Origin of the sequence: Marisediminitalea aggregata (genome assembly GCF_900129565.1) — a bacterium.
GTDB lineage: Bacteria > Pseudomonadota > Gammaproteobacteria > Enterobacterales > Alteromonadaceae > Alteromonas > Alteromonas aggregata.
In genome coordinates this window covers 579,076-599,090 of record NZ_FQWD01000003.1, presented here as the reverse complement: position 1 = coordinate 599,090, position 20,015 = coordinate 579,076, and the positions used below count along the sequence as shown (strand labels likewise).

Genomic DNA, 20,015 nt, shown 5'->3' with positions numbered 1-20,015 from the left:
ATATCCCCTGGCTGACTTTGTCGTTTATCAGCTAATCTGAATCCCAGTATTAAAACCAGAATGTCAAATTACCTGTATTTTCCTGTAAACTGCTTAAAGTTAAACAAAAAAAGAGAAGTTCAGTGGATACCACTATTTTAATTGCTGACGACCATCCCTTATTTCGCGCAGCCATGCGTCAGGCGCTGGTGGATATCGTAGGCGACAGTATTCTGGAAGTGGCGAGCTTTTCTGAGGCCTATGAGGCGGTAGAAGAACACGACGAGATTGAACTGGTGTTTTTGGATTTAAATATGCCAGGCAATGAAGGCTTAACCGGCTTAACTGAACTGCGTACGCAATTCCCCAGTGTGCTGGTGGTCATTGTGTCGGCGGAAGAGGACCCTACACTTATTCGCCGTGCAATCGATTTAGGGGCCAGCGGCTATATTCCGAAGTCTACACCATTGCCGCAAATCGCCGACGCAGTAAATAAAGTGCTGGATGGTGAGCAGTGGTTACCTGGCAATATCAACGATGCAATCTCTCAACTTGAAAATAAGCAGGACAAAGCCTTTGCCGACAAGCTAGCGCAACTTACCCCGCACCAGTTCAAAGTACTCAAAATGATGGCGGATGGCTTGTTGAACAAACAGATTGCTTACGAGCTGGATATTTCTGAGTCTACCGTTAAACAGCACGTGTCTGCTGTGTTACGAAAGCTGGAAGTGATCAACCGCACTAAAGCGGGCGTGCTGTTCAAACAAATGATGAACAACGAAGAAAATCACTGACCGGGGCACCGGCCAGTGAGTCCGGTTTACTGGTTATCAAGCACCAGTACACCCGCACCTGTGTTTGAAATGGGGGCGTGGTAGTGTTTGTGAATGACCTTGGCGTCATCTTTTAAGGCGCCTCGCATCACCAGCCACATAATGGTTTCAATACCCTCGCTCCCGGCACGACGAATGATGTCGGCATTACTGAATTGGGTCATCCATTCAGGATCGGTGGCAATCTTGTCCATGCATTCCAAATCAAATTCAACATCGATAATACCGGCCCGTTCACCTTGTAGCTGGTGAGACATGCCGCCGGTACCTAAAATCACGACGCGTGTATCTTCCGGATAAGATTCCAGCGCTTTACCCAGGGCTTTGCCCAATTTTAAGCAGCGTGCAGCACTGGGAACCGGATGCTGAACAGTATTTACTGCCAATGGAATGGCTTTTACCGGCCAGGGTTCCTGATCACCAAACAGGGCGCGAATAGGGTTCACAAAGCCGTGATCGACTTTCATTTCCTGGCACATACAAATGTCGAATTCCTGTTCAATCAGGGACTCTGCCAAATGCCACGACAGTTTCACATCACCAGTAAAGGACGGTACTGGTTTTAAGCCCCAGCCCTCATCGGCGTTTTCATAGATGTCGGCGCAACCAAGTGCGAAGGTAGGCACCTTGTCTAAAAAGAAATTCAGACCGTGGTCGTTATACACCACAATCACCAGATCGGGTTTGGCTTCTGCCAGCCATTCCTTTGCCGGCCCATAGCCGTCGAAAAAGCGTTTCCAATAAGGCTCCTGAGTGATCCCCTGAGATATTGCATTGCCTACAGCCGGGATGTGCGAACTGGTAATTCCACCAATAATTTTAGCCATTCCAGTAGTCTCCTCTTTTTGCCAGGATTGCTTCCAGGCCGTTGCCCTTGTCTAATAAATTCTGTTGAAACTCTTCAGTGGTAATGCCCTGAAAAGCGGCACCTGCGTCCTGGACAGACACACCACGAGGCACACACATTTTGGCCAGGAAGTAGATATTGGCGCCCATGCGAAGCAGGCCAAGAAAGTCCTGTTCCAACACGGCTTTTTTGTAATCGCCGGTTACGCCCAGCTTGTCACAATAAGCCGCCGGTTCCGCATCAAATTCATCACGACAGGCCTGATCGTTAAATGTGTACAACAATTTATTGATGGCATAGGCCGGGTGAGCGCGCTGACCGTCGAACACATAGGTGCCGGGGATATCGTCATAGTCTTGCTTTTTCCAGTTCATGGGAAACCCTTTGTTTGTTTCTTAATGGTATTTTATGTGGATTTTTTGTGTTTATAAGGGTTAAATTAGTTATTTGATGGCTAATTTTATAGATTGTGATAAAAATGTTGGGAAATGTGGAGTTTGTCGACTTTTACGGTGAGGACGGCACGTTTGCACCGCAAACTTTGTTGTATTGTGAGGCGTTGGTACAGCGCAGTGAACAGCATAACTGGACCATACAGCCTCACCGACATCGCCAGATCACGCAGGTGTTTGTTGTCTTGGAAGGGGGCGTCGACGTCAGGCTTGATACCCAGCAGCAAACCATATCGGCCCCGGTTGCTATTGTTATTCCCGAAGGCGTGATGCACGGATTTGACTGGCAGGCCGATTCTCAGGGCGTAGTGCTGTCCGTGGCGAGCCCATTGTTAAAAGAGGTAACCAGCAACCTTGGTGTGACGTCCAGATTGGACAACGCATTTGTAACCCCCATCCCGAATACAGACCGGGATTACGTGGCGCAACTATGCCAGCAGCTTCAGCATGAGGCTAATCAGCCTAACGCTTTTCAGGAAGCCATGTTACAGGCTTTGCTGCAACAGCTCATGATTTGGTTGTTGCGTGCCGGGTCCGACAATACCGATGACGCAAATCTGACCAAGTCGGAACGCAAAGTCAGGCAGTTTCGGGCGCTAATCTCACGTCATTTTATGCAGCAGCATCAGGTTGGCTGGTATGCGAAGGAAATACGGGTAAGTCAGGCGCATCTCAATCAGATTTGTCGGGAACACACCGGAGAAAACGCACTGGCTTTAATCCACAACGTACTGATCAATGAAGCGAAACGCTTCCTGGTCTTTGCCGATATGCCCGTCGCGGAAATCGCCGAGCGTCTCGGGTTTTCCGATCCGGGTTACTTTAATAAATTCTTTAAACGCTACACCCAAACGAGCCCGGCAAAATACCGCAAGCAAACGCAATAGTTAACAGATATGCTGTTTTAACAGGCGTTTTAGTGCAGCGGGCTTTAACGGTTTTGGCAAGTAGTGCAGCCCAGCCTCGCGTGCTTCATCCCTGACGCCGTCGTGACGGTTTGCCGTATTCAAGATACCTGGCACGTCATATTGCCACAACTCGCGCAGGCGACTCGCTGCCTGAATACCGGTTTCACCATGGTCCAGATGATAATCAACTAGCATCAAATCGGGCACGGGTGTTATGTCTTTTGCTTCTTCAAAACATCGGCTTACGCTAACTGTGGCGCCCCAATCTTCCAATAATTGCGTCATGGCAGCGCTGATTTGTTCATCGTTTTCAATGACTAGTACAAATCGGTTTGCCAACAGGGGGGCGCTGTCTGAGGTTATAGGCTGGCGCGTCTTCAGCGCTGGTGCCGCATGTTGCACAGAGCGGGGAACACTAACGCGGAACTGGGTGCCTTTGCCAGGCTCCGACTGCAGTGACACCTCGTGACCCAGCAAGTGACTAATCCTTTCAACAATCGTCAGGCCCAATCCCAGTCCTTGATTCTGGTGGTTATCCAACTGGTGAAATTCATTAAAAATCTCTGCCTGCTGGTGTTCAGGTATACCTGGGCCGGTATCTATCACGCAAATCGAGACGGCTTTGTTGTTGTGGCGTCTTGCGCCAATAAGCACGGTGCCTTGCTGGGTATATCGCACGGCGTTGGACAGCAAATTTTGTATAACACGGCGTAGTAATTTCGGGTCAGAATGAATGACCAGTTGCGAGGGAACGTAGCGTAACCGAAGCGATTTTTGCTCGCAGATCAACGCAAACTCCTGACACAAACCCGCCAGCATGTCGTCCAGTTTAAAGTCAGTTTTTTGCGGGGTAAGACGACCTGTCTCAAGCTTCGTCATATCAAGCAGTGCGGAGAGTAGGGATTCTGCGCTGTTAAGCGAATTTACCAGTCCTTCGCTTAACGACTGTAATGCCGAGCCAGAGGTCTTTTGCGCCAGCATCGACGCAAACAAGGTAGCAGCGTTAAAGGGCTGCATTAGGTCATGACCGGCAGCTGCCAGAAATTTGGTTTTACTGTCATTGGCTTTGTCGGCTTCAAGTTTGGCTTGTTCCAACTGTTTTGTGCGCCTTATCACACGAGCTTCCAGTTCAGATTTCGCTGTTTCCAGTTCTTCCTGTATTCGCATGTATTCAGTGATATCACTGTAGGTAGTAACAAATCCACCGCCGGGCAGCGGGCTGCCGTTTAATTCAATCACGCGGCCGTCACTCTGTTTTCGCACATATTTATACCGGCTTCCCTCGGCCATGTAGCGAATGCGTTTATTGATCTCTTCGGAGATGTTGTCGGAGTTGCCCAGCAAGCCCCGTTCCGCGTTGTACTCTAGTAAATCCTTTATGGGCATGCCAACCTGAATAAATCCCGGAGGATACTGGAATAATTCAAGGTAGCGCTCATTCCAGGCCAGCATGCTGAGGTTGCGATCCAGTACAGAAATACCTTGTTCTATGTGCTGAACCGATGACTGCAGGACTTCGTGATTAAACTGAAAACTCTGTGATGCTTCCTCTACCCAATGAACCAGATTCGACAAGCCTTGCGGCTGCGTTTCGGCCAGGGCGGTGAGCAATAACCTTGCGCTGGGGTTGCCAACCTGACCGGCTAATAGCTTCTCAACCCGGCTCAATAACCCTTGACTGGCGTAGCCCTGAGGCTGTTGGCTGTCTACCGACAACTGATTTGCCAGCGCGCGGTACACAGGCGGGTCCAGCACCCGTTCTGTGAGAGTTAACAAATCACCGATCTTGATAGCCAGATCAGGCTCAGGCGGTGAGGTATTTTCGTCTTCACTTGTCCGGGTGGCAAAGTGAGGAGTTAGCCAGGCGACAGTGACAAAAACAGCACAGTTGATAAGCAGACTGAATAAATAGCTTTGACCCAGTTGCGCGTCACTGGGAATAGGTTCGAAGTAATAGCTCGATAGCAGGCTGGGGTAGAGCATCCAGCTTACCCAGCAACAAAAGCCAGCTATAAGCCCACAAACCGCTGCGGGCTTGTTGGCGCGTTGCCAGTAGAGGCTGAATAGCATGATGGGAAAAATCTGCGATAGCAGCGCCATTGCAATAATGCCGCTTTTTACCAGGGGCGCAGATTGGCTGATGTTCACGTGATACCAGAAGGCGACTGACAATACGACCAATACGGTTAACCGTCGGATTGACAGCAGTTGCCCGGCTTGCAAAGAGTGCTGTGGCTGTCTTTTGAAGGCGAAGGTAAACCACAGTGGCGTAATGAGGTTATTGGCTATCATGATACCCAGTGCGAGCGTGGCAACAATGATCATGCTAGTGGTGGCCGACAAACCACCAATAAAGGCGATGACAGATACCACGGTATTGTTGTGATGTATTGGCAACGCTAATACCAGTGCGTCAGAAGCATTGGCGCCTTCCGGCATCAACAAACTGCCCGCCAGGCCGATGGGCAACACAAACACGGTCATGCCCAGTAAATACAAGGGGAATACCCAGCGCGCCGTGCGCAGTTCGCTTTCGCCGTTGTTTTCGACGAAGTTCATATGGAACTGGCGGGGCAGGATAAACATTGCGCAAATACCCAGTAACACATGGCTAAAAAAGACGCCCCAGCCTTTGTCGGCATACAGGATTTCACGGGTAGGTGCATGCAGGGCGGCCTGGGTGAATAAATCAAAAACGCCGTCAAACAAGACATAGCAGACATAAATACCGACAACGCACAGCCCAACTAACTTAACCACGGACTCAGCAGCAATACTCGCCAGCAGGCCCGGGTGTTTCTCGGTCAGATTCAAGGTTTGGGTGCCAAACAAAATGGCAAACAGAGCCATTAATGCTGCGACGTAGAAACCCACCGTGCCAGAGCCACTGCTATTGTCAGAGGTTATTAAGGCTATGCTGGCGGTAATGGCGTCGAGTTGCAACGCAATGTAGGGCACTACGCCGAAAAAGCACAGCAAGGTAATGATGGCGGCCAACGTGTGCGAACGGTCGTATCGCAAACTGATAAAGTCTGCCAGAGAGCTGACATTGTGTTGTTGGCAAATGCGGCTGATGCGCAAAATCACCGGAAAGGCAAAAATCATCACCAACACAATACCTACATAGGTTGGGAACACCGGCCAGCCATATTGTGTAGCTTGTGTGGTGGTGCCGAAGAAAGCCCATGACGTACAGTGGACACCTAGCCCCAGACTGTAAAGAAATGGATGCTGTTGATTTCTATCAATTTTTTTGTCGCCCCAAAACGCCAGAACAAATAATCCGATCAGATAAATCAGAACAATGGCCCCAACACTCCAAATACTCAGCATGGCGAATTTCTTTTCCTTATTTTGTACAGGCTTACGTTAGCACAATTCTCGATTCCATAAAAAAATTGTGGATACCCTTGAAGGCCCGCAAACCACCCCCATAACTAGGCACATTGTGAGTGACTACCCAAAAAACATTGTGGAGGAAAGCATGAGCGAGCCACGCGACGTGCAAACAGAAGAACAAGAGCAAACCGAAGCGCAACAAGCCGCTGCCGAAACGGTAGACGAGCAGGTTGAAGCGGCAGAATCTGCAGCGGTTGAAGGTGAGATTGTAGACGAGTCAGCAGCACGTATTGCTGAACTGGAAAAAGCCCTGGCCGCATCAGAAGCTAAATTTAATGAACAGCAGGACTCTGTGCTGCGTGCGCGAGCTGAAATGGAAAATGCCCGTCGCCGTGCTGAAGCGGAAGTCGACAAAGCCCGTAAGTTTGCTTTGGAGCGCTTTGCCGGTGAATTGCTGGATGTGATCGACAACCTGGAACGCGCCGTTATGGTAGCCGACACGGAAAACGAAGCGATCAAGCCCATGCTGGAAGGGGTGGAAATGACACTGAAATCTTTCGTTAGCACGATTGAGAAATTCGGTATGACCCCCATTGATCCGCAAGGCGAAGCATTCAACCCGGAACTGCATCAGGCCATGTCAATGCAAGAGAGCGCTGACTTTGCACCAAACACAGTAATGGCAGTCATGCAGAAGGGTTACGAACTGAACGGTCGCCTGTTGCGCCCGGCAATGGTAATGGTTTCACGCGCACCTGATGGTGGCGTAGATACTCAGGCCTAAAAATTTTTAAAACAACTATTGAAATCAGTGGGCAATAACCCCACTAATTACGCAAGATTACAGAATACTTTTGGAGACACGTAATGGGTAAAATCATTGGTATCGATTTAGGTACAACAAATTCATGTGTCGCAGTTCTAGACGGCGACAAACCGCGAGTAATTGAGAACGCGGAAGGTGACCGCACCACGCCCTCAATTATCGCTTACACCAACGACGGTGAAACACTGGTAGGTCAGTCTGCAAAGCGTCAGGCTGTAACTAACCCAACCAACACACTATTTGCAATTAAACGTCTGATTGGACGTCGTTGGGAAGATAAAGAAGTACAACGCGACATCGACATCATGCCTTATAAAATTGCTAAGGCGGACAATGGCGATGCATGGGTAGAAGTGAAAGGCGAAAAAATGGCGCCTCCTCAGATTTCTGCCGAAGTACTGAAAAAGATGAAAAAGACCGCTGAAGACTATCTGGGTGAACCAGTAACGGGTGCAGTAATCACTGTTCCTGCTTACTTTAACGACTCACAGCGTCAGGCAACTAAAGACGCGGGTCGTATTGCTGGTCTTGAAGTTAAGCGTATTATCAACGAGCCAACTGCAGCTGCCCTTGCTTACGGCATGGACAAGAAGCAAGGCGATAACGTTGTTGCAGTATATGACTTAGGTGGTGGTACCTTCGATATCTCTATCATCGAAATCGATGAAGTAGATGGCGAGCACACGTTTGAAGTACTGGCGACCAACGGTGACACTCACTTAGGTGGTGAAGACTTCGATAACCGTGTAATCAACTACCTGGTAGAAGAATTTAAGAAAGACCAAGGCATTGACCTGCGTAAAGATCCGCTGGCTATGCAACGTCTGAAAGAAGCCGGTGAGAAAGCGAAAATCGAACTGTCTTCTTCACAACAGACTGAAGTTAACCTGCCTTACATTACGGCGGATGCAACCGGTCCTAAGCACTTAGCCATTAAACTGACTCGTGCGAAATTGGAATCACTGGTTGAAGACATGGTGAAAGAGTCTCTGAACCCGGTTAAGCAAGCGCTGGCTGATGCTGACCTGTCAGTAAGTGACATCAATGACATCATTCTGGTAGGTGGTCAGACTCGTATGCCTCTGGTTCAGAAGTATGTAACTGAATTCTTTGGCAAAGAGCCTCGTAAAGACGTGAACCCTGACGAAGCGGTAGCGGTTGGTGCTGCGATTCAAGGTGGTGTACTGTCTGGTGATGTTAAAGACGTACTGCTGCTGGACGTTACTCCGCTTTCTCTGGGTATCGAAACCATGGGCGGCGTAATGACTGCGCTGATTGAGAAGAACACGACTATCCCAACTAAGAAGTCGCAAACCTTCTCAACAGCAGAAGACAACCAGTCTGCGGTAACTGTACACGTACTGCAAGGTGAGCGTAAGCAAGCGTCTGGTAACAAGTCTCTGGGTCAGTTTAACTTAGAAGGTATTCGTCCGGCGGCACGCGGTGTACCGCAAATCGAAGTTACTTTCGACATCGATGCGGACGGTATCCTGCACGTGTCTGCGAAAGACAAAGACACGGGTAAAGAGCAGAAGATCACCATTCAGGCGTCTTCTGGTCTGAACGAAGATGAAATCGAAAAAATGGTTGCTGACGCGGAAGCGAACAAAGAAGCCGATAAGAAGTTCGAAGAACTGATTCAGGCTCGCAACCAGGCTGACGGTATGATTCACGCTACCCGTAAGCAATTGGAAGAAGTGGGCGATGCACTGAGCAGCGACGACAAAGCGCCAATTGAAGCGGCTGTTTCTGCACTGGAAACCGCTGCGAAAGGCGAAGACAAAGCGGAAATCGAAGCGAAAACTCAGGAGCTGATCCAAGCGTCTTCTAAATTGATGGAAGCGGCGCAGGCGCAGCAAGCAGCAGCGGGTGCGGAAGCAACTGACGCTGGTGCAAGCCAGGGCAAGCCTGAAGATGACGTTGTTGACGCTGAATTTGAAGAAGTGAAAGACGACGACAAGAAGTAAGTAACGCTACGCCCGGTTAAGCACCGGGCCACGTTGCAGTCTCAGGCGCAGCAGGGCAATGCTTGTTGCGCCTTTTTATGTAAATAAAGCAGAATTTTTGCAGCCCGTCAGGGTTGTTTCAAACGGGTAGGAATAGCGAGCGATATGTCGAAACGAGATTACTACGAAGTGCTTGGCGTGGACAAAGGAGCCGGCGAGCGCGAAATTAAAAAAGCGTACAAGAAACTGGCTATGAAGTACCACCCTGACCGCACTCAGGGCGACAAAGCACTGGAAGAAAAGTTTAAAGAAATCCAGGAAGCCTATGAAGTACTGACGGATACTCAGAAACGCGCTGCCTACGACCAGTATGGTCACGCAGGTGTCGATCCTAATCGCGGCGGAGCCGGCTTTGGTGGCGGTGCTGACTTCGGCGACATCTTTGGTGATGTGTTCGGTGATATCTTTGGCGGTGGCCGTGGCCGTCAGTCAAGAGCTCGCCAGGGCGCAGATTTGCGCTACAATCTGGAAATGACGCTGGAAGAAGCAGTACGTGGTAAAGAAGTCGAAATTCGCGTACCGACACTGGTTGCCTGTGAGCCTTGTAACGGCTCTGGTGCCAAAAAAGGCAGCAGCCCCAAAACCTGTCCAACCTGTCATGGTAACGGCCAGGTGCAAATGCGTCAGGGCTTCTTTGCAGTTCAGCAAACCTGTCCAACCTGTTCTGGCCGCGGCAAGATCATCTCTGATCCCTGTAATGAATGTCATGGTCAGGGCCGTACCGAGAAAACCAAGACCTTGTCGGTTAAAATTCCGGCGGGCGTGGATACCGGCGACCGTATTCGCCTGAGTGGTGAAGGTGAAGCAGGTGAGAGCGGTGCGCCAGCAGGCGATTTATATGTCCAGGTGCATGTCCGTGATCACGATATCTTTACGCGAGATGGCAATAACCTGTACTGCGAAGTACCGTTAAGCTTCACTACTGCGGCATTGGGTGGTGAGTTACAAGTGCCTACGCTGGACGGTAAAGTGAAGCTGAAAATCAGCCCGGAAACGCAGACTGGTCGTATGTTCCGCCTGCGCGGTAAAGGCGTGAAGTCTGTTCGTAGTGGTGCCATTGGTGATTTACTGTGTAAAGTGGTTGTCGAAACCCCGGTAAACCTGTCTTCCAAGCAGAAAGATCTACTGCGTGAATTGGAAGAGTCTATGGGCAAAGGCTCAGATGCCGCAAAGCATCGTCCGAAGGAGCAAGGCTTCTTTGACGGTGTGAAAAAGTTCTTCGACGACCTGACAAACTAAGCTCACCGCGCTTTTTTGTTCGGTCAACCGAATAAAACTTGTTGAGAGACACGCAATTGTTCAATATAGCAATTGCGTGTTTTTTTATTTGTACACCAATCCCGACCGTCAAATCGCCTTGGTGTCTTATGTTTTTAAATTTTTATTATTAGGGCCTGTTGTTCTTTGCTGTACGACTTTTGGTCTATATGAAAGCATTTTAATCGCGAAACAGCCCTGCAGGCATAGTTGTTCTACGTCAAAGGGCTGTGACAAAGAGTAAAATGCTTTCATGACGACCCCTTCGGGCAGCGCCCGTAGCCGGCTAGCGTGTATCATATATACTGTGTTGACTCTTTTTGATTAAGGCCAACAAGACCAGCAAATAGTTGCCTTGCCTAAATTGCACACGCTAGCCGGCTACAGACTGCTGCAAAAGCGCACAGCAAAGTGCAACAGGCCCTACAATACGCAAAAATAACCACTTTCCATAAGAAAAGGGAGACAGGCAACATGAAAAAGGTTTTGGCCTCAGGTTTGTTGGCATTGTGCGCCGCGGGCACAGTGTTAAGCGGCAGTGCAATGGCCGCAAAGGCAGCGTCTGAAAAACATGCAGAAGCGGCAATCGAGTACCGTCAATCTCTGTATCAGTTAGTAAAAAGCAATGCTGCGCCTATGTTCGGCATGCTGAAAATGAAAAAATTTGATCCGGAAGTTATGAAAACCAACGGCATGCGTTTGGAGCAATTGGCAGATATGATGGCGGACTACCTGTTAGTCGACACAACTGATTTTGATGTACCGACCGACGCAAAGCCTGCATTATTCAGCAACGAAGCTGACGTTAACGACAAAATAGCGGCGTTGAAAAAAGTTGCGATGGATATTCAGGCGGCTTCTGCCACAGGTGACGAAGGCGCTTATGCTAAAGCCATTGCTGGTTTGGGTGGCACCTGCAAGTCTTGTCACGACGACTACAAAGAGTAACGTGTTTATGCTCAGTTCGAACAGCGGTGACGGGCTGAGCGTTTACTTTCTTTCTAACACAGGCAAAATAATTAACTGATACCCACCAGCCGGCAAGTCTGATATTCCCATTAGCCCCGTGCTTGTCCTACGTTTCATCGTTATTCTCTTTATCGAGATGTTTACATCATTAAGCCACATTTTTCCTATCACTCGGCGCAATATTGGTAACTTCTCTGATTCTTACCTATGCTTATTTGAGCGGTAACCAGCAGCCCACAGCAAGGATAAAACACCGGTAAACCGGTGATACTGATGTTTATCAACTTTTTCAGATGAGCACATGGTGTCGGATATTCAGGAAGAGAAATCTCAAAATGCGCTTGAGTCGCTTCCCGGCGTCGATCTCAGGGACATAACTGAACAATTGGTCTCCCTGTCCCGAGGCGCGGGTGCGGCGGTTATTTCTATTGCGGATGATTTTACTCCTCTGCACGGCGTATATTGTCTTGAAGAACATCAGGCAACAGCCACTCAATCCATCGATCTTCAGGTCGTGCGCAGAGCGCCCCCCCAGAGTGATTTTCTGGACGTACCCGTTTTGCATATCGATGGTACGGATTATGAAAAAAAGTATGCTCTGTTGGCGCACCAGCTTAGTGACGCTGATGGGGAATGTGTGGGATGTGTCATTGTGTTTGTGCATCGTCATTTGCATGATGCCGGCCTCGTTGAGGCGGCACTGAGTCTGGCTGCAGGGCGATTATCCTTTGCCCTGATTCAGCAGTTGCAATCTAGCTGCCCGGTGCTGCAAACCAATACCACATTGCATCGCAAATTAGACTTGTTAAACGAGATAGGATCGATATCGAGAACGGGCGGATGGGAGGTTGAACTCAGGTCAGGCAAGGTCGTCTGGACCGATGAAATGTACGCCCTTTACGGTATGCCGGTTGGTTCGCCGGTTACTATGGAATCGGCCTTGGCGTCATTCCCAGCCGATTCCAGAGTCGCAATTGAAGATGCGTTTAATCGCGTCATTAAAGAGGGCAAAGCCTACTGTCACGAAGGGTTCTTAAATCGTATTGACGGACAAGTTATTCGCGTCAAGGCCACCGGTAAAGCGCGCTACAGAGGCGGGCGTGTGACCCATATTTACGGTGCGCTGGAAGACATAACCGACGCCTATCGTCTGTTGGAGACGGAACACAACTACACGGCGTACCTGGCGGCTATTCTGGATAACCTCAATGATGCAGTGGTGACTATCGATGTATCAGGCACGGTCATCACTGCCAACAAATCGCTGTATACCGTCTTTGGTTATTTGCCTGAGGAGGTGATTGGGCAGGATGTGAAAATGCTGATGCCACAGTCATACAGCCAGTTCCATTCCGACTATATCCGCCACTACGTGGAAACAGGCAAAGCGAAAATTATCGGCGTTGGGCGGGAAGTGATAGGTAAACACAAGAGTGGCAAGGAATTTCCTATCGAACTGTCTATTTCTGAGGTGATTCAGGACGGACAACGTCAGTTTGTCGGCATTGTCAAAGACATTACCGAGCGGAAAAAAGCCATTCAGGATATCTATCAAACGGCTTACTTTGACTCACTGACATTGCTGCCTAATATGCGGTCGTTTGAAAAAGATCTCGAACGGGTACTGGACCAAACGGCGTCACAATACCGGTCCTTAGACATCTATTGCTGTTTGATTGATATGGATAACTTCGCACAATACAACTTATCGTTTGGTAAGCATGTGGGCGATGCCATATTGCGGATTGTTGGTCAGCGGTTGAAAAAGCTGTTGCCCGATGGACTCATGCTATACCGAGGGATCGGTGATAATTTTCTTATTTTATCTACCACGCCTATCGATAATAACGCCAAGCAGTCAAGCATGATACTCGATAGCCTGGAATGGGAGTGCCACAAACAAATATCAGCGCCACTTACTATTTCAAAACTAGTCCATAACGTAACAGCCGCTATTGCATCTTGTCGTCTGGACGCCAGAAAAGCGTCATATGAAAAGATTAACGGTGTACTGACCTTTGGTAAGAAACGAGCTAAAAAACAGGGACCTGGCGGCATGCTTGCGCTGGATAAGGCCGCTTTTAACGACTATGCGCGGTATCAGGAAATTTCGCATTCTTTTGCGCGCGCGCTTGATGATGGGGAATTTTATCTCATGTTGCAGCCTCAGTATGACGGTAATCAGCACATTGTCAGTTCGGAAGCGTTGATTCGATGGGAACACCCGACTCTGGGCTTTATCAGTCCGGCGGAGTTCATTCCGGTTGCAGAAGAAAGTGATGCCATCATAGACATTGGAAATTGGGTCATTGAAGAGGCATGCCGGTTGCTGCAAACGTGCCAGAAGCAGGGGGTTCGTACCCGGATAGCAGTCAATATCAGCGGCAGACATATTGTTCGGGCTGATTTTGCCAAACAGTTGCTGGAAACCGTCATCAAATGGCAGGTTAACCCGGATATGCTAATGCTGGAAATCACTGAAACCACGTTAATCAGCAGTGTTGAATTAGTTCGGGAGCGCATGGAGTCGTTAGGTCATGAAGGTTTTTCGTTTTCCATTGATGATTTTGGTACCGGCTACTCAAGTTTGAGTTACCTCAAAGAGCTGCCCATTTCGGAATTAAAGATAGACCGCTATTTTGTCGACGAAATAACTTTTCAGGACGAACGCGTACCTATTGTCGACTCTATTGTCGACTTAGCACATGCGCTGAATGTAAGTACGGTAGCAGAAGGCATCGAGAACGAATTTCAGTGTGATTACCTTAAACAGCGGGGCTGCAGCTACTTTCAAGGCTTTTATTTCTCAAAACCATTAGCTGAAAAGGACTGGCTTAATGCTGTTCTTTCCGCTGAAAAAGTGCAGGTTGCTCAGACCGAAAAATAGCCGTTTTTCGTTAAATTGTCGACATATAAGCCAATGGTCGTATGCGCATTTTTACCATTTTCTATTAATGTAATGTCATGTTGAAACTTTCAAGGCAAGTTTCAGGGTCACCAAATAATAATTAGGAAATGCATGCGTATGTCATACCAAGCCGAATACCAGCGTTCTATTGAACAACCAGAATTATTTTGGGCTGAACAAGCCCGTACCATACCCTGGTACACCTCGCCAAAGACGATCTTGAGTCAGGATAACGACGGAATTTATCATTGGTTTGAAGACGGTGAACTGAATACCTGCTATATGGCTGTTGACTATCATGTCGAGCAAGGACGCGGTGAGCAGCCTGCAATTATCTATGATTCGCCAGTAACCGGCACAAAAAACACTGTGACCTATAGCGAACTGCAAAGCCAGGTTGCCGCCTTTGCCGGCGTATTGAAAAGTCAGGGCGTGGAAAAGGGTGACAGAGTCGTTGTTTATATGCCCATGATTACCGAAGCGGTAGTTGCAATGCTGGCTATTGCGCGATTAGGCGCAATTCACTCGGTTGTATTTGGCGGGTTTGCCCCTCACGAGCTGGCCGTGCGTATTGAAGATGCACAGCCCAAACTGATCGTCACAGCGTCCTGTGGCATTGAGGTCGCTAAAGTTATTGAGTACAAGCCACTTGTCGACAATGCTATTGAACTTTCTTCGTATAAACCACAAGCCTGTATAGTACTGCAGCGCCCTCAAGCAAAAGCGGTTATGCAGGAAGGGCGGGATATTGACTGGTATACCGCCGTGGCTGGTGCCGCTCCCGCTGACTGCGTGGCTGTGAAAGGCACAGATCCGCTTTATATCCTTTATACATCGGGCACAACAGGCAAGCCAAAGGGCGTGGTTCGAGAAAATGGCGGGCATGCTGTTGCGCTGAAATATTCCATGACGGCTGTTTATAATATTCAGCCAGGCGACGTGTTCTGGGCCGCATCTGATGTGGGTTGGGTTGTGGGTCACTCCTACATTGTTTACGGCCCTTTATTACACGGTTGTACCACGGTGGTTTATGAGGGCAAGCCCGTGCGAACACCGGACGCGGGTGCGTTCTGGCGAATGGTAGACGAGTATAAAATTAAAGCTCTGTTTGCCGCTCCCACCGCATTCAGAGCTATCCGCAAAGAAGACCCGACTGCCAGCGAGTTGGCAAAGTATGATATCTCGTCACTCGACACGATTTTCATGGCAGGAGAGCGATTGGATCCTCCTACTTACTTATGGACCGTTGATAAAACAGGTAAGCCTGTTGTGGATCACTGGTGGCAAACCGAGACCGGGTGGGCAATATGTGCCAATCTGATGGGCGTAGAGCCTAAGCCGGCCAAGCCGGGGTCGTCGACTGTGCCAACACCTGGATTTAATGTGCAGGTACTGGATGCTCGCGGGCAGGAACTCCCGCCCGGAGAGCAGGGTGCAATCGCTATAAAATTGCCGTTACCGCCAAGTTGCCTGGCGACGATTTGGGGCGACCTCGAGCGCTTTAAGTCGGGTTATCTGAGTGATTTCCCTGGTTATTACTGCTCAGGCGATGGCGGCTACAAAGATGATGACGGTTATGTGTTCATTATGGGGCGTACCGATGACGTAATAAATGTGGCTGGCCACCGACTGTCTACCGGTGAGATGGAAGAAATCCTCGCCGCCCACGATGCCGTGGCGGAATGCAGTGTTATTGGCGTACACGATGCATTAAAAGGGCAGGAGCCGGTGGGTTTGGTGTTACTGAAAGACGGTTACGATATCGACCCGGATGATCTGCAAAAAGAGCTGGTAGCCATGGTAAGAAAAGAAATTGGTCCTATTGCCTGTTTTAAACGGGCTGTTGTGGTGCCGCGCTTACCGAAAACCCGTTCAGGTAAGATCCTGCGTAAATTACTTCGCCAGATTGCGGCGAATCAGGAAGTCGCGGTGCCATCAACCATTGATGATCCGGCAAGCGTGCCGGAAATCGAATCTATCATGAAAGCGCAAGGGCTGGTGGCGTCAGACTAACCGTTTCAACATCCGACAGAGCGCGTTCTCTGCATTGGCCGGTTTATGCCGGCCTTTTTTGTTTTGACAGTTGTTAGCTTGCCTTTCAGAATACGCGTACTTTTCTGGGGTTGGAGTTGTTAAGTTGTCTGCGTATACCATCCACATAAGCCATATTCTGGCAGAGTATTTCGACGAAATGAGCCTGATGCTGTTAGCGACGTTACTGGTAGTGTATGGCGATATCATCAATAAACACATCAAACGCACGCTTTCGCCATATCACTTTGTGATTCGGTGCGCCCTATTTGTTGTGCTGTGCGCTTTTGGCTACGGCGCATTGACTGTCTACGGCGCGCCTTTTTTGCATCATCTGTTTAACTACATTGCGTATGAATACCGCGGGCTGGCATTTGTTGTAGCGTTTTTTGCGCTGGGGTTAGCTGCAGAACGACGTCGCTATATTTAGATTTTCACAAAGTGTGGTGTGCTCCACAACAAAAAGGGGCGAGATGCCCCTTCGTATTGTACTGAATACAGCTAGTAGAAAAACTCTTCGACAATCGGTTCTGGCGGCAGCACTTCAATAAACACGTACATGGCTGCAATGACAATCAACGCAAGGATGGCGGCAACCAGTAAGCGGGATGAACTGATACCCTGCGCCTTAGTCGTTTTCTTTCCGTGCAGCATGGCTGGCACAAGGAGCTGCTTTTTGTATCTGGCATAAAACACCACCGCGCCCACATGTAACACAATGGCAGCCAATAACACGTTAAAAGCAGTGTGGTGAATGGCGTTCATAACATCACGTGTCGCGTCGGATACCGCGTCGTAGTAGGGACCGTTGCTGAAAATATCATCGCCAATGAACAAACCACTGATGCCCTGGGCTGCTACTAACAGTAACAGCGCTATGACCATCCAGCCGCCAAGCGGGTTGTGTCCCGCATGTTCTTCAGAATGTTTATTAGTCAGGGTTTTGGCATAGGCGACCACTTTACCGGGCCCGGTAAGGAACTGACTGAATTTCGCGTAAGTTGTGCCTACAAAACCCCAACACAACCTGAATAAAATCAGCCCCAGGGTGAAATAACCAATCTTAAAATGCCAATCGATGGCGTCAAAAACTTCGGCTGTCAGATACTGGGCCAGAATACAGGCTACCAATAGCCAGTGGAAAAGACGGGTGGGGATATCCCAGATAAGGCGTTTTTCCATACGTACCACTCCAAAACAGGATGAACAAAAACAAAAGCTTGCACGAGTTGGCGCTGTCAGGCAACGCCGACTACCGCAAATTTTGATCTATCACAGTACTTTTTTATATTGAAGAGCGTGGATTCGCGGTTTTCATCTGGGTCAGCTTCGGGCACAATTTGCGCAAATACAACAACACCCACTAAATAGCAGCATGACGATACAATGTTAGTAGAAGTGGTGTTTTTAAATGTTAAGTAAGGTTTTTCATGAAAGTAGGTCTTTTTGGCGCAAATGGCAGAATGGGGCGCGTGCTTATTGAAGCATTGAACGAGCACGAACAAGCCAGTTTGTCGGTTGCCAGTGTGCGGGATGACTCCCCATGGGTAGGTATGGATGTGGGTGAACTGGCCGGTATTGGCAAACTGAATACAGCTTGCGAAGGTGTATCCGGTCTCAACCCTGATGACGTGGATGTGATGATTGACTTTACTCTGCCAGCCGCCTTTGACAGCAATCTGGCCTGGTGCGTTCAGCACAATAAGCCGGTTGTTATTGGTACGACGGGGCTGTCTGACGCACAGTTAACCAGCCTGGCAGACGCTGCGAAGTCTATTCCTGTGGTATTTGCTGCAAACTACAGTGTTGGCGTTAACTTAATGTTATCGCTGGTAAAACAAGCGGCCAGAGCGCTAGGTAGCAGCGCCGATATTGAAATTATTGAAGCCCACCACCGCTTCAAGCAGGACTCGCCGTCAGGAACCGCTATGGCCATTGGCGAAGCGATTGCCGACGAACTGGGACGCGATCTCAAAACCTGTGCGGTGTACGGACGGGAAGGTAAAGAGCCGCCACGTGACCACAATACAATCGGCTTTGCGACCGTTAGGGCAGGTGATGTAGTGGGTGAACATACTGCTTTATTTGCTGACATTGGTGAACGTCTTGAAATCACCCATAAGGCGTCCAGTCGTCTTACTTTTGCCCGTGGTGCAGTACATGCTGCGTGTTGGTTGGCTGATAAGCCGGCGGCCCAATACGGCATGAATGACGTGCTTTCACTACAAAAGTAAATACTATTATTAATACTTTTGAAGGGTTTGAGTGCTTTTTAGCGCAAAAGCGATATTTTTATAAATTTAGTGGATTGGATTAGACCTTTTGGAATAGTTCAGATATAATCCGCGGAATTTGCCAAAATTTTGCGCTTGAAAAGTGCTTTGCCTTAATTTGGCTGGTACGTAGCGCAGTTTAATTAGCTGCAAATAATTGTAAACGGGAAGTAAGTGTGTCTTTACCTCCCGTTTTTTGTGAGTGTTTATCGTAACTGGCTTAAACTCTCGGTTATCCTTAATTTGGAGGTTGACTTGGCTAATTCCGCCCTTTTGGTGTTAGAGGATGGTTCTGTCTTTAAAGGAACTGCGATTGGTGCGCAAGGCGTGTCTGTTGGTGAGGTTGTTTTCAACACATCAATGACCGGCTATCAGGAGATCCTGACTGACCCCTCTTATGCTGAACAAATTGTAACTCTGACTTATCCCCACATTGGTAACACGGGTACTAACCCGGAAGATGTTGAATCCGACAAAATCTGGTCCAAGGGCCTGGTGATTCGCGATTTACCCCTCGTTGCCAGTAACTTTCGTAACGAACAAACCCTGTCTGACTATTTAAAAGCTAACAACATTGTTGGTATCGCAGACATCGATACACGTCGCCTTACGCGAATTTTGCGTGACAAGGGCGCGCAGAATGGCTGCATTATGTGTGTCGACTCGCTTGACGAGGCCGAAGCGCTATCGCAAGCCAAAGCCTTTCCTGGCTTAAAAGGCATGGACTTAGCCAAAGTGGTTTCAACCACTGAAACGCAGCAATGGGATGGCGGCGTATGGGAATTAGGCACTGGCTACAAAACGGGCAGTGATTACAAGTATCACGTCGTTGCATACGATTATGGTGCGAAGCACAACATCCTGCGAATGTTGGTAGACCGCGGTTGTAAATTGACCCTGGTACCAGCACAAACGCCTGCTGAAGATGTACTGGCGATGAATCCGGACGGTGTATTCCTGTCGAACGGCCCGGGTGACCCTGAGCCATGTGATTACGCAATTGAAGCGATTAAGACCATCGTTGATACCGGTCTGCCGGTATTTGGTATCTGTTTAGGCCACCAGTTACTGGCATTAGCCAGTGGCGCAAAAACAGTAAAAATGAAGTTTGGACACCACGGTGCTAACCACCCGGTTAAAGACCTCGAGCGTGACATTGTGATGATCACCAGCCAGAACCACGGTTTTGCGGTAGACGAAGCATCATTGCCTGACACGCTGAAAGTCACCCATATTTCATTGTTTGATAAATCCCTGCAGGGCATTCATCGTACCGACAAGCCAGCGTTCAGCTTCCAGGGGCACCCTGAAGCGAGCCCGGGCCCGCACGATGCAGCTGCATTGTTTGATCATTTTATCGACCTTATTGAACAGTCAAAGCAGTAGG

15 protein-coding genes are annotated in these 20,015 nt (G+C 48.9%); 11 read left to right on the top strand and 4 right to left on the bottom strand.

Annotated elements, in window-relative coordinates; translation table 11 throughout:
* Window positions 1-122: 122 nt before the first annotated feature.
* Complete coding sequence (locus BUB81_RS10640) at window positions 123-773, top strand: response regulator (RefSeq protein WP_073322439.1); 651 nt, start codon at window positions 123-125, stop codon at window positions 771-773.
* Between the two features lie 26 nt (window positions 774-799).
* Here BUB81_RS10640 and BUB81_RS10635 read toward each other — a convergent pair whose 3' ends face one another.
* Together BUB81_RS10635 and BUB81_RS10630 are read right to left on the bottom strand one after the other, a co-directional pair.
* Window positions 800-1,639, bottom strand: coding sequence for a class III extradiol dioxygenase family protein (locus BUB81_RS10635; protein WP_073322437.1), 840 nt, complete (start codon window positions 1,637-1,639; stop codon window positions 800-802).
* On the bottom strand, window positions 1,632-2,033 hold the full coding sequence (locus tag BUB81_RS10630) for a protocatechuate 3,4-dioxygenase (RefSeq protein ID WP_073322436.1): 402 nt from the start codon (window positions 2,031-2,033) through the stop codon (window positions 1,632-1,634). The genes BUB81_RS10635 and BUB81_RS10630 overlap by 8 nt, the downstream gene beginning before the upstream one ends.
* 104 nt (window positions 2,034-2,137) lie before the next feature.
* Between BUB81_RS10630 and BUB81_RS10625 the strand changes: the two genes are divergently transcribed.
* On the top strand, window positions 2,138-2,998 hold the full coding sequence (locus BUB81_RS10625) for a helix-turn-helix domain-containing protein (protein ID WP_139241554.1): 861 nt from the start codon (window positions 2,138-2,140) through the stop codon (window positions 2,996-2,998).
* Here the strand turns inward: BUB81_RS10625 and BUB81_RS10620 are convergent, their stop codons facing one another.
* Window positions 2,999-6,352 (bottom strand): PAS domain-containing hybrid sensor histidine kinase/response regulator, encoded by a 3,354-nt coding sequence (locus tag BUB81_RS10620; protein WP_073322434.1) that lies wholly within the window; start codon window positions 6,350-6,352, stop codon window positions 2,999-3,001. It abuts the gene before it with no gap.
* A gap of 151 nt (window positions 6,353-6,503) precedes the next feature.
* Between BUB81_RS10620 and grpE the strand changes: the two genes are divergently transcribed.
* From grpE to BUB81_RS10585, 7 genes are all read left to right on the top strand, one after another.
* Complete coding sequence (gene grpE / locus BUB81_RS10615; RefSeq protein WP_073322832.1) at window positions 6,504-7,142, top strand: nucleotide exchange factor GrpE; 639 nt, start codon at window positions 6,504-6,506, stop codon at window positions 7,140-7,142.
* Window positions 7,143-7,225: 83 nt separating this feature from the next.
* The gene (gene dnaK, locus BUB81_RS10610) at window positions 7,226-9,151 is read left to right on the top strand and encodes a molecular chaperone DnaK (RefSeq protein ID WP_073322433.1); all 1,926 of its coding nucleotides are present in this window, start codon (window positions 7,226-7,228) and stop codon (window positions 9,149-9,151) included.
* Window positions 9,152-9,295: 144 nt separating this feature from the next.
* On the top strand, window positions 9,296-10,429 hold the full coding sequence (gene dnaJ, locus BUB81_RS10605) for a molecular chaperone DnaJ (protein WP_073322432.1): 1,134 nt from the start codon (window positions 9,296-9,298) through the stop codon (window positions 10,427-10,429).
* A 492-nt stretch (window positions 10,430-10,921) separates the two neighbouring features.
* Window positions 10,922-11,395, top strand: coding sequence for a c-type cytochrome (locus tag BUB81_RS10600; RefSeq protein ID WP_073322429.1), 474 nt, complete (start codon window positions 10,922-10,924; stop codon window positions 11,393-11,395).
* A gap of 322 nt (window positions 11,396-11,717) precedes the next feature.
* The gene (locus tag BUB81_RS10595; protein WP_073322426.1) at window positions 11,718-14,303 is read left to right on the top strand and encodes a putative bifunctional diguanylate cyclase/phosphodiesterase; all 2,586 of its coding nucleotides are present in this window, start codon (window positions 11,718-11,720) and stop codon (window positions 14,301-14,303) included.
* Between the two features lie 138 nt (window positions 14,304-14,441).
* Window positions 14,442-16,337: a propionyl-CoA synthetase gene (locus BUB81_RS10590; protein WP_073322830.1), complete on the top strand. Its 1,896-nt coding sequence runs from the start codon at window positions 14,442-14,444 to the stop codon at window positions 16,335-16,337.
* Between the two features lie 124 nt (window positions 16,338-16,461).
* A complete protein-coding gene (locus BUB81_RS10585; protein ID WP_073322424.1) occupies window positions 16,462-16,785 on the top strand; it encodes a DUF3392 family protein in 324 nt (107 codons plus the stop codon).
* 71 nt (window positions 16,786-16,856) lie between these two features.
* On the opposite strand, the gene BUB81_RS10580 is transcribed toward BUB81_RS10585, so the two are convergent.
* Window positions 16,857-17,537: a cytochrome b/b6 domain-containing protein gene (locus BUB81_RS10580; protein WP_073322422.1), complete on the bottom strand. Its 681-nt coding sequence runs from the start codon at window positions 17,535-17,537 to the stop codon at window positions 16,857-16,859.
* Between the two features lie 248 nt (window positions 17,538-17,785).
* Here BUB81_RS10580 and dapB point away from each other — a divergent pair, with 248 nt between their 5' ends.
* Window positions 17,786-18,589 carry a 4-hydroxy-tetrahydrodipicolinate reductase gene (dapB, locus tag BUB81_RS10575; RefSeq protein WP_073322420.1) on the top strand — a complete coding sequence of 268 codons (804 nt, stop codon included), beginning with the start codon at window positions 17,786-17,788 and terminating at the stop codon, window positions 18,587-18,589.
* A gap of 294 nt (window positions 18,590-18,883) precedes the next feature.
* The gene (carA, locus tag BUB81_RS10570) at window positions 18,884-20,014 is read left to right on the top strand and encodes a glutamine-hydrolyzing carbamoyl-phosphate synthase small subunit (protein ID WP_073322828.1); all 1,131 of its coding nucleotides are present in this window, start codon (window positions 18,884-18,886) and stop codon (window positions 20,012-20,014) included.
* The last annotated feature ends 1 nt before the right edge of the window (window position 20,015 follow it).

Bases quoted from the DNA above. Each gene is read 5' to 3' on its own strand.
- BUB81_RS10580 (WP_073322422.1), bottom strand. From the start codon at position 17,537: ATGGAAAAACGCCTTATCTGGGATATCCCCACCCGTCTTTTCCACTGG.
- BUB81_RS10590 (WP_073322830.1), top strand. From the start codon at position 14,442: ATGTCATACCAAGCCGAATACCAGCGTTCTATTGAACAACCAGAATTA.
- dnaJ (WP_073322432.1), top strand. From the start codon at position 9,296: ATGTCGAAACGAGATTACTACGAAGTGCTTGGCGTGGACAAAGGAGCC.
- BUB81_RS10595 (WP_073322426.1), top strand. From the start codon at position 11,718: ATGGTGTCGGATATTCAGGAAGAGAAATCTCAAAATGCGCTTGAGTCG.
- dnaK (WP_073322433.1), top strand. From the start codon at position 7,226: ATGGGTAAAATCATTGGTATCGATTTAGGTACAACAAATTCATGTGTC.
- grpE (WP_073322832.1), top strand. From the start codon at position 6,504: ATGAGCGAGCCACGCGACGTGCAAACAGAAGAACAAGAGCAAACCGAA.
- BUB81_RS10620 (WP_073322434.1), bottom strand. From the start codon at position 6,352: ATGCTGAGTATTTGGAGTGTTGGGGCCATTGTTCTGATTTATCTGATC.
- BUB81_RS10635 (WP_073322437.1), bottom strand. From the start codon at position 1,639: ATGGCTAAAATTATTGGTGGAATTACCAGTTCGCACATCCCGGCTGTA.
- BUB81_RS10600 (WP_073322429.1), top strand. From the start codon at position 10,922: ATGAAAAAGGTTTTGGCCTCAGGTTTGTTGGCATTGTGCGCCGCGGGC.
- BUB81_RS10625 (WP_139241554.1), top strand. From the start codon at position 2,138: ATGTTGGGAAATGTGGAGTTTGTCGACTTTTACGGTGAGGACGGCACG.
- dapB (WP_073322420.1), top strand. From the start codon at position 17,786: ATGAAAGTAGGTCTTTTTGGCGCAAATGGCAGAATGGGGCGCGTGCTT.
- BUB81_RS10630 (WP_073322436.1), bottom strand. From the start codon at position 2,033: ATGAACTGGAAAAAGCAAGACTATGACGATATCCCCGGCACCTATGTG.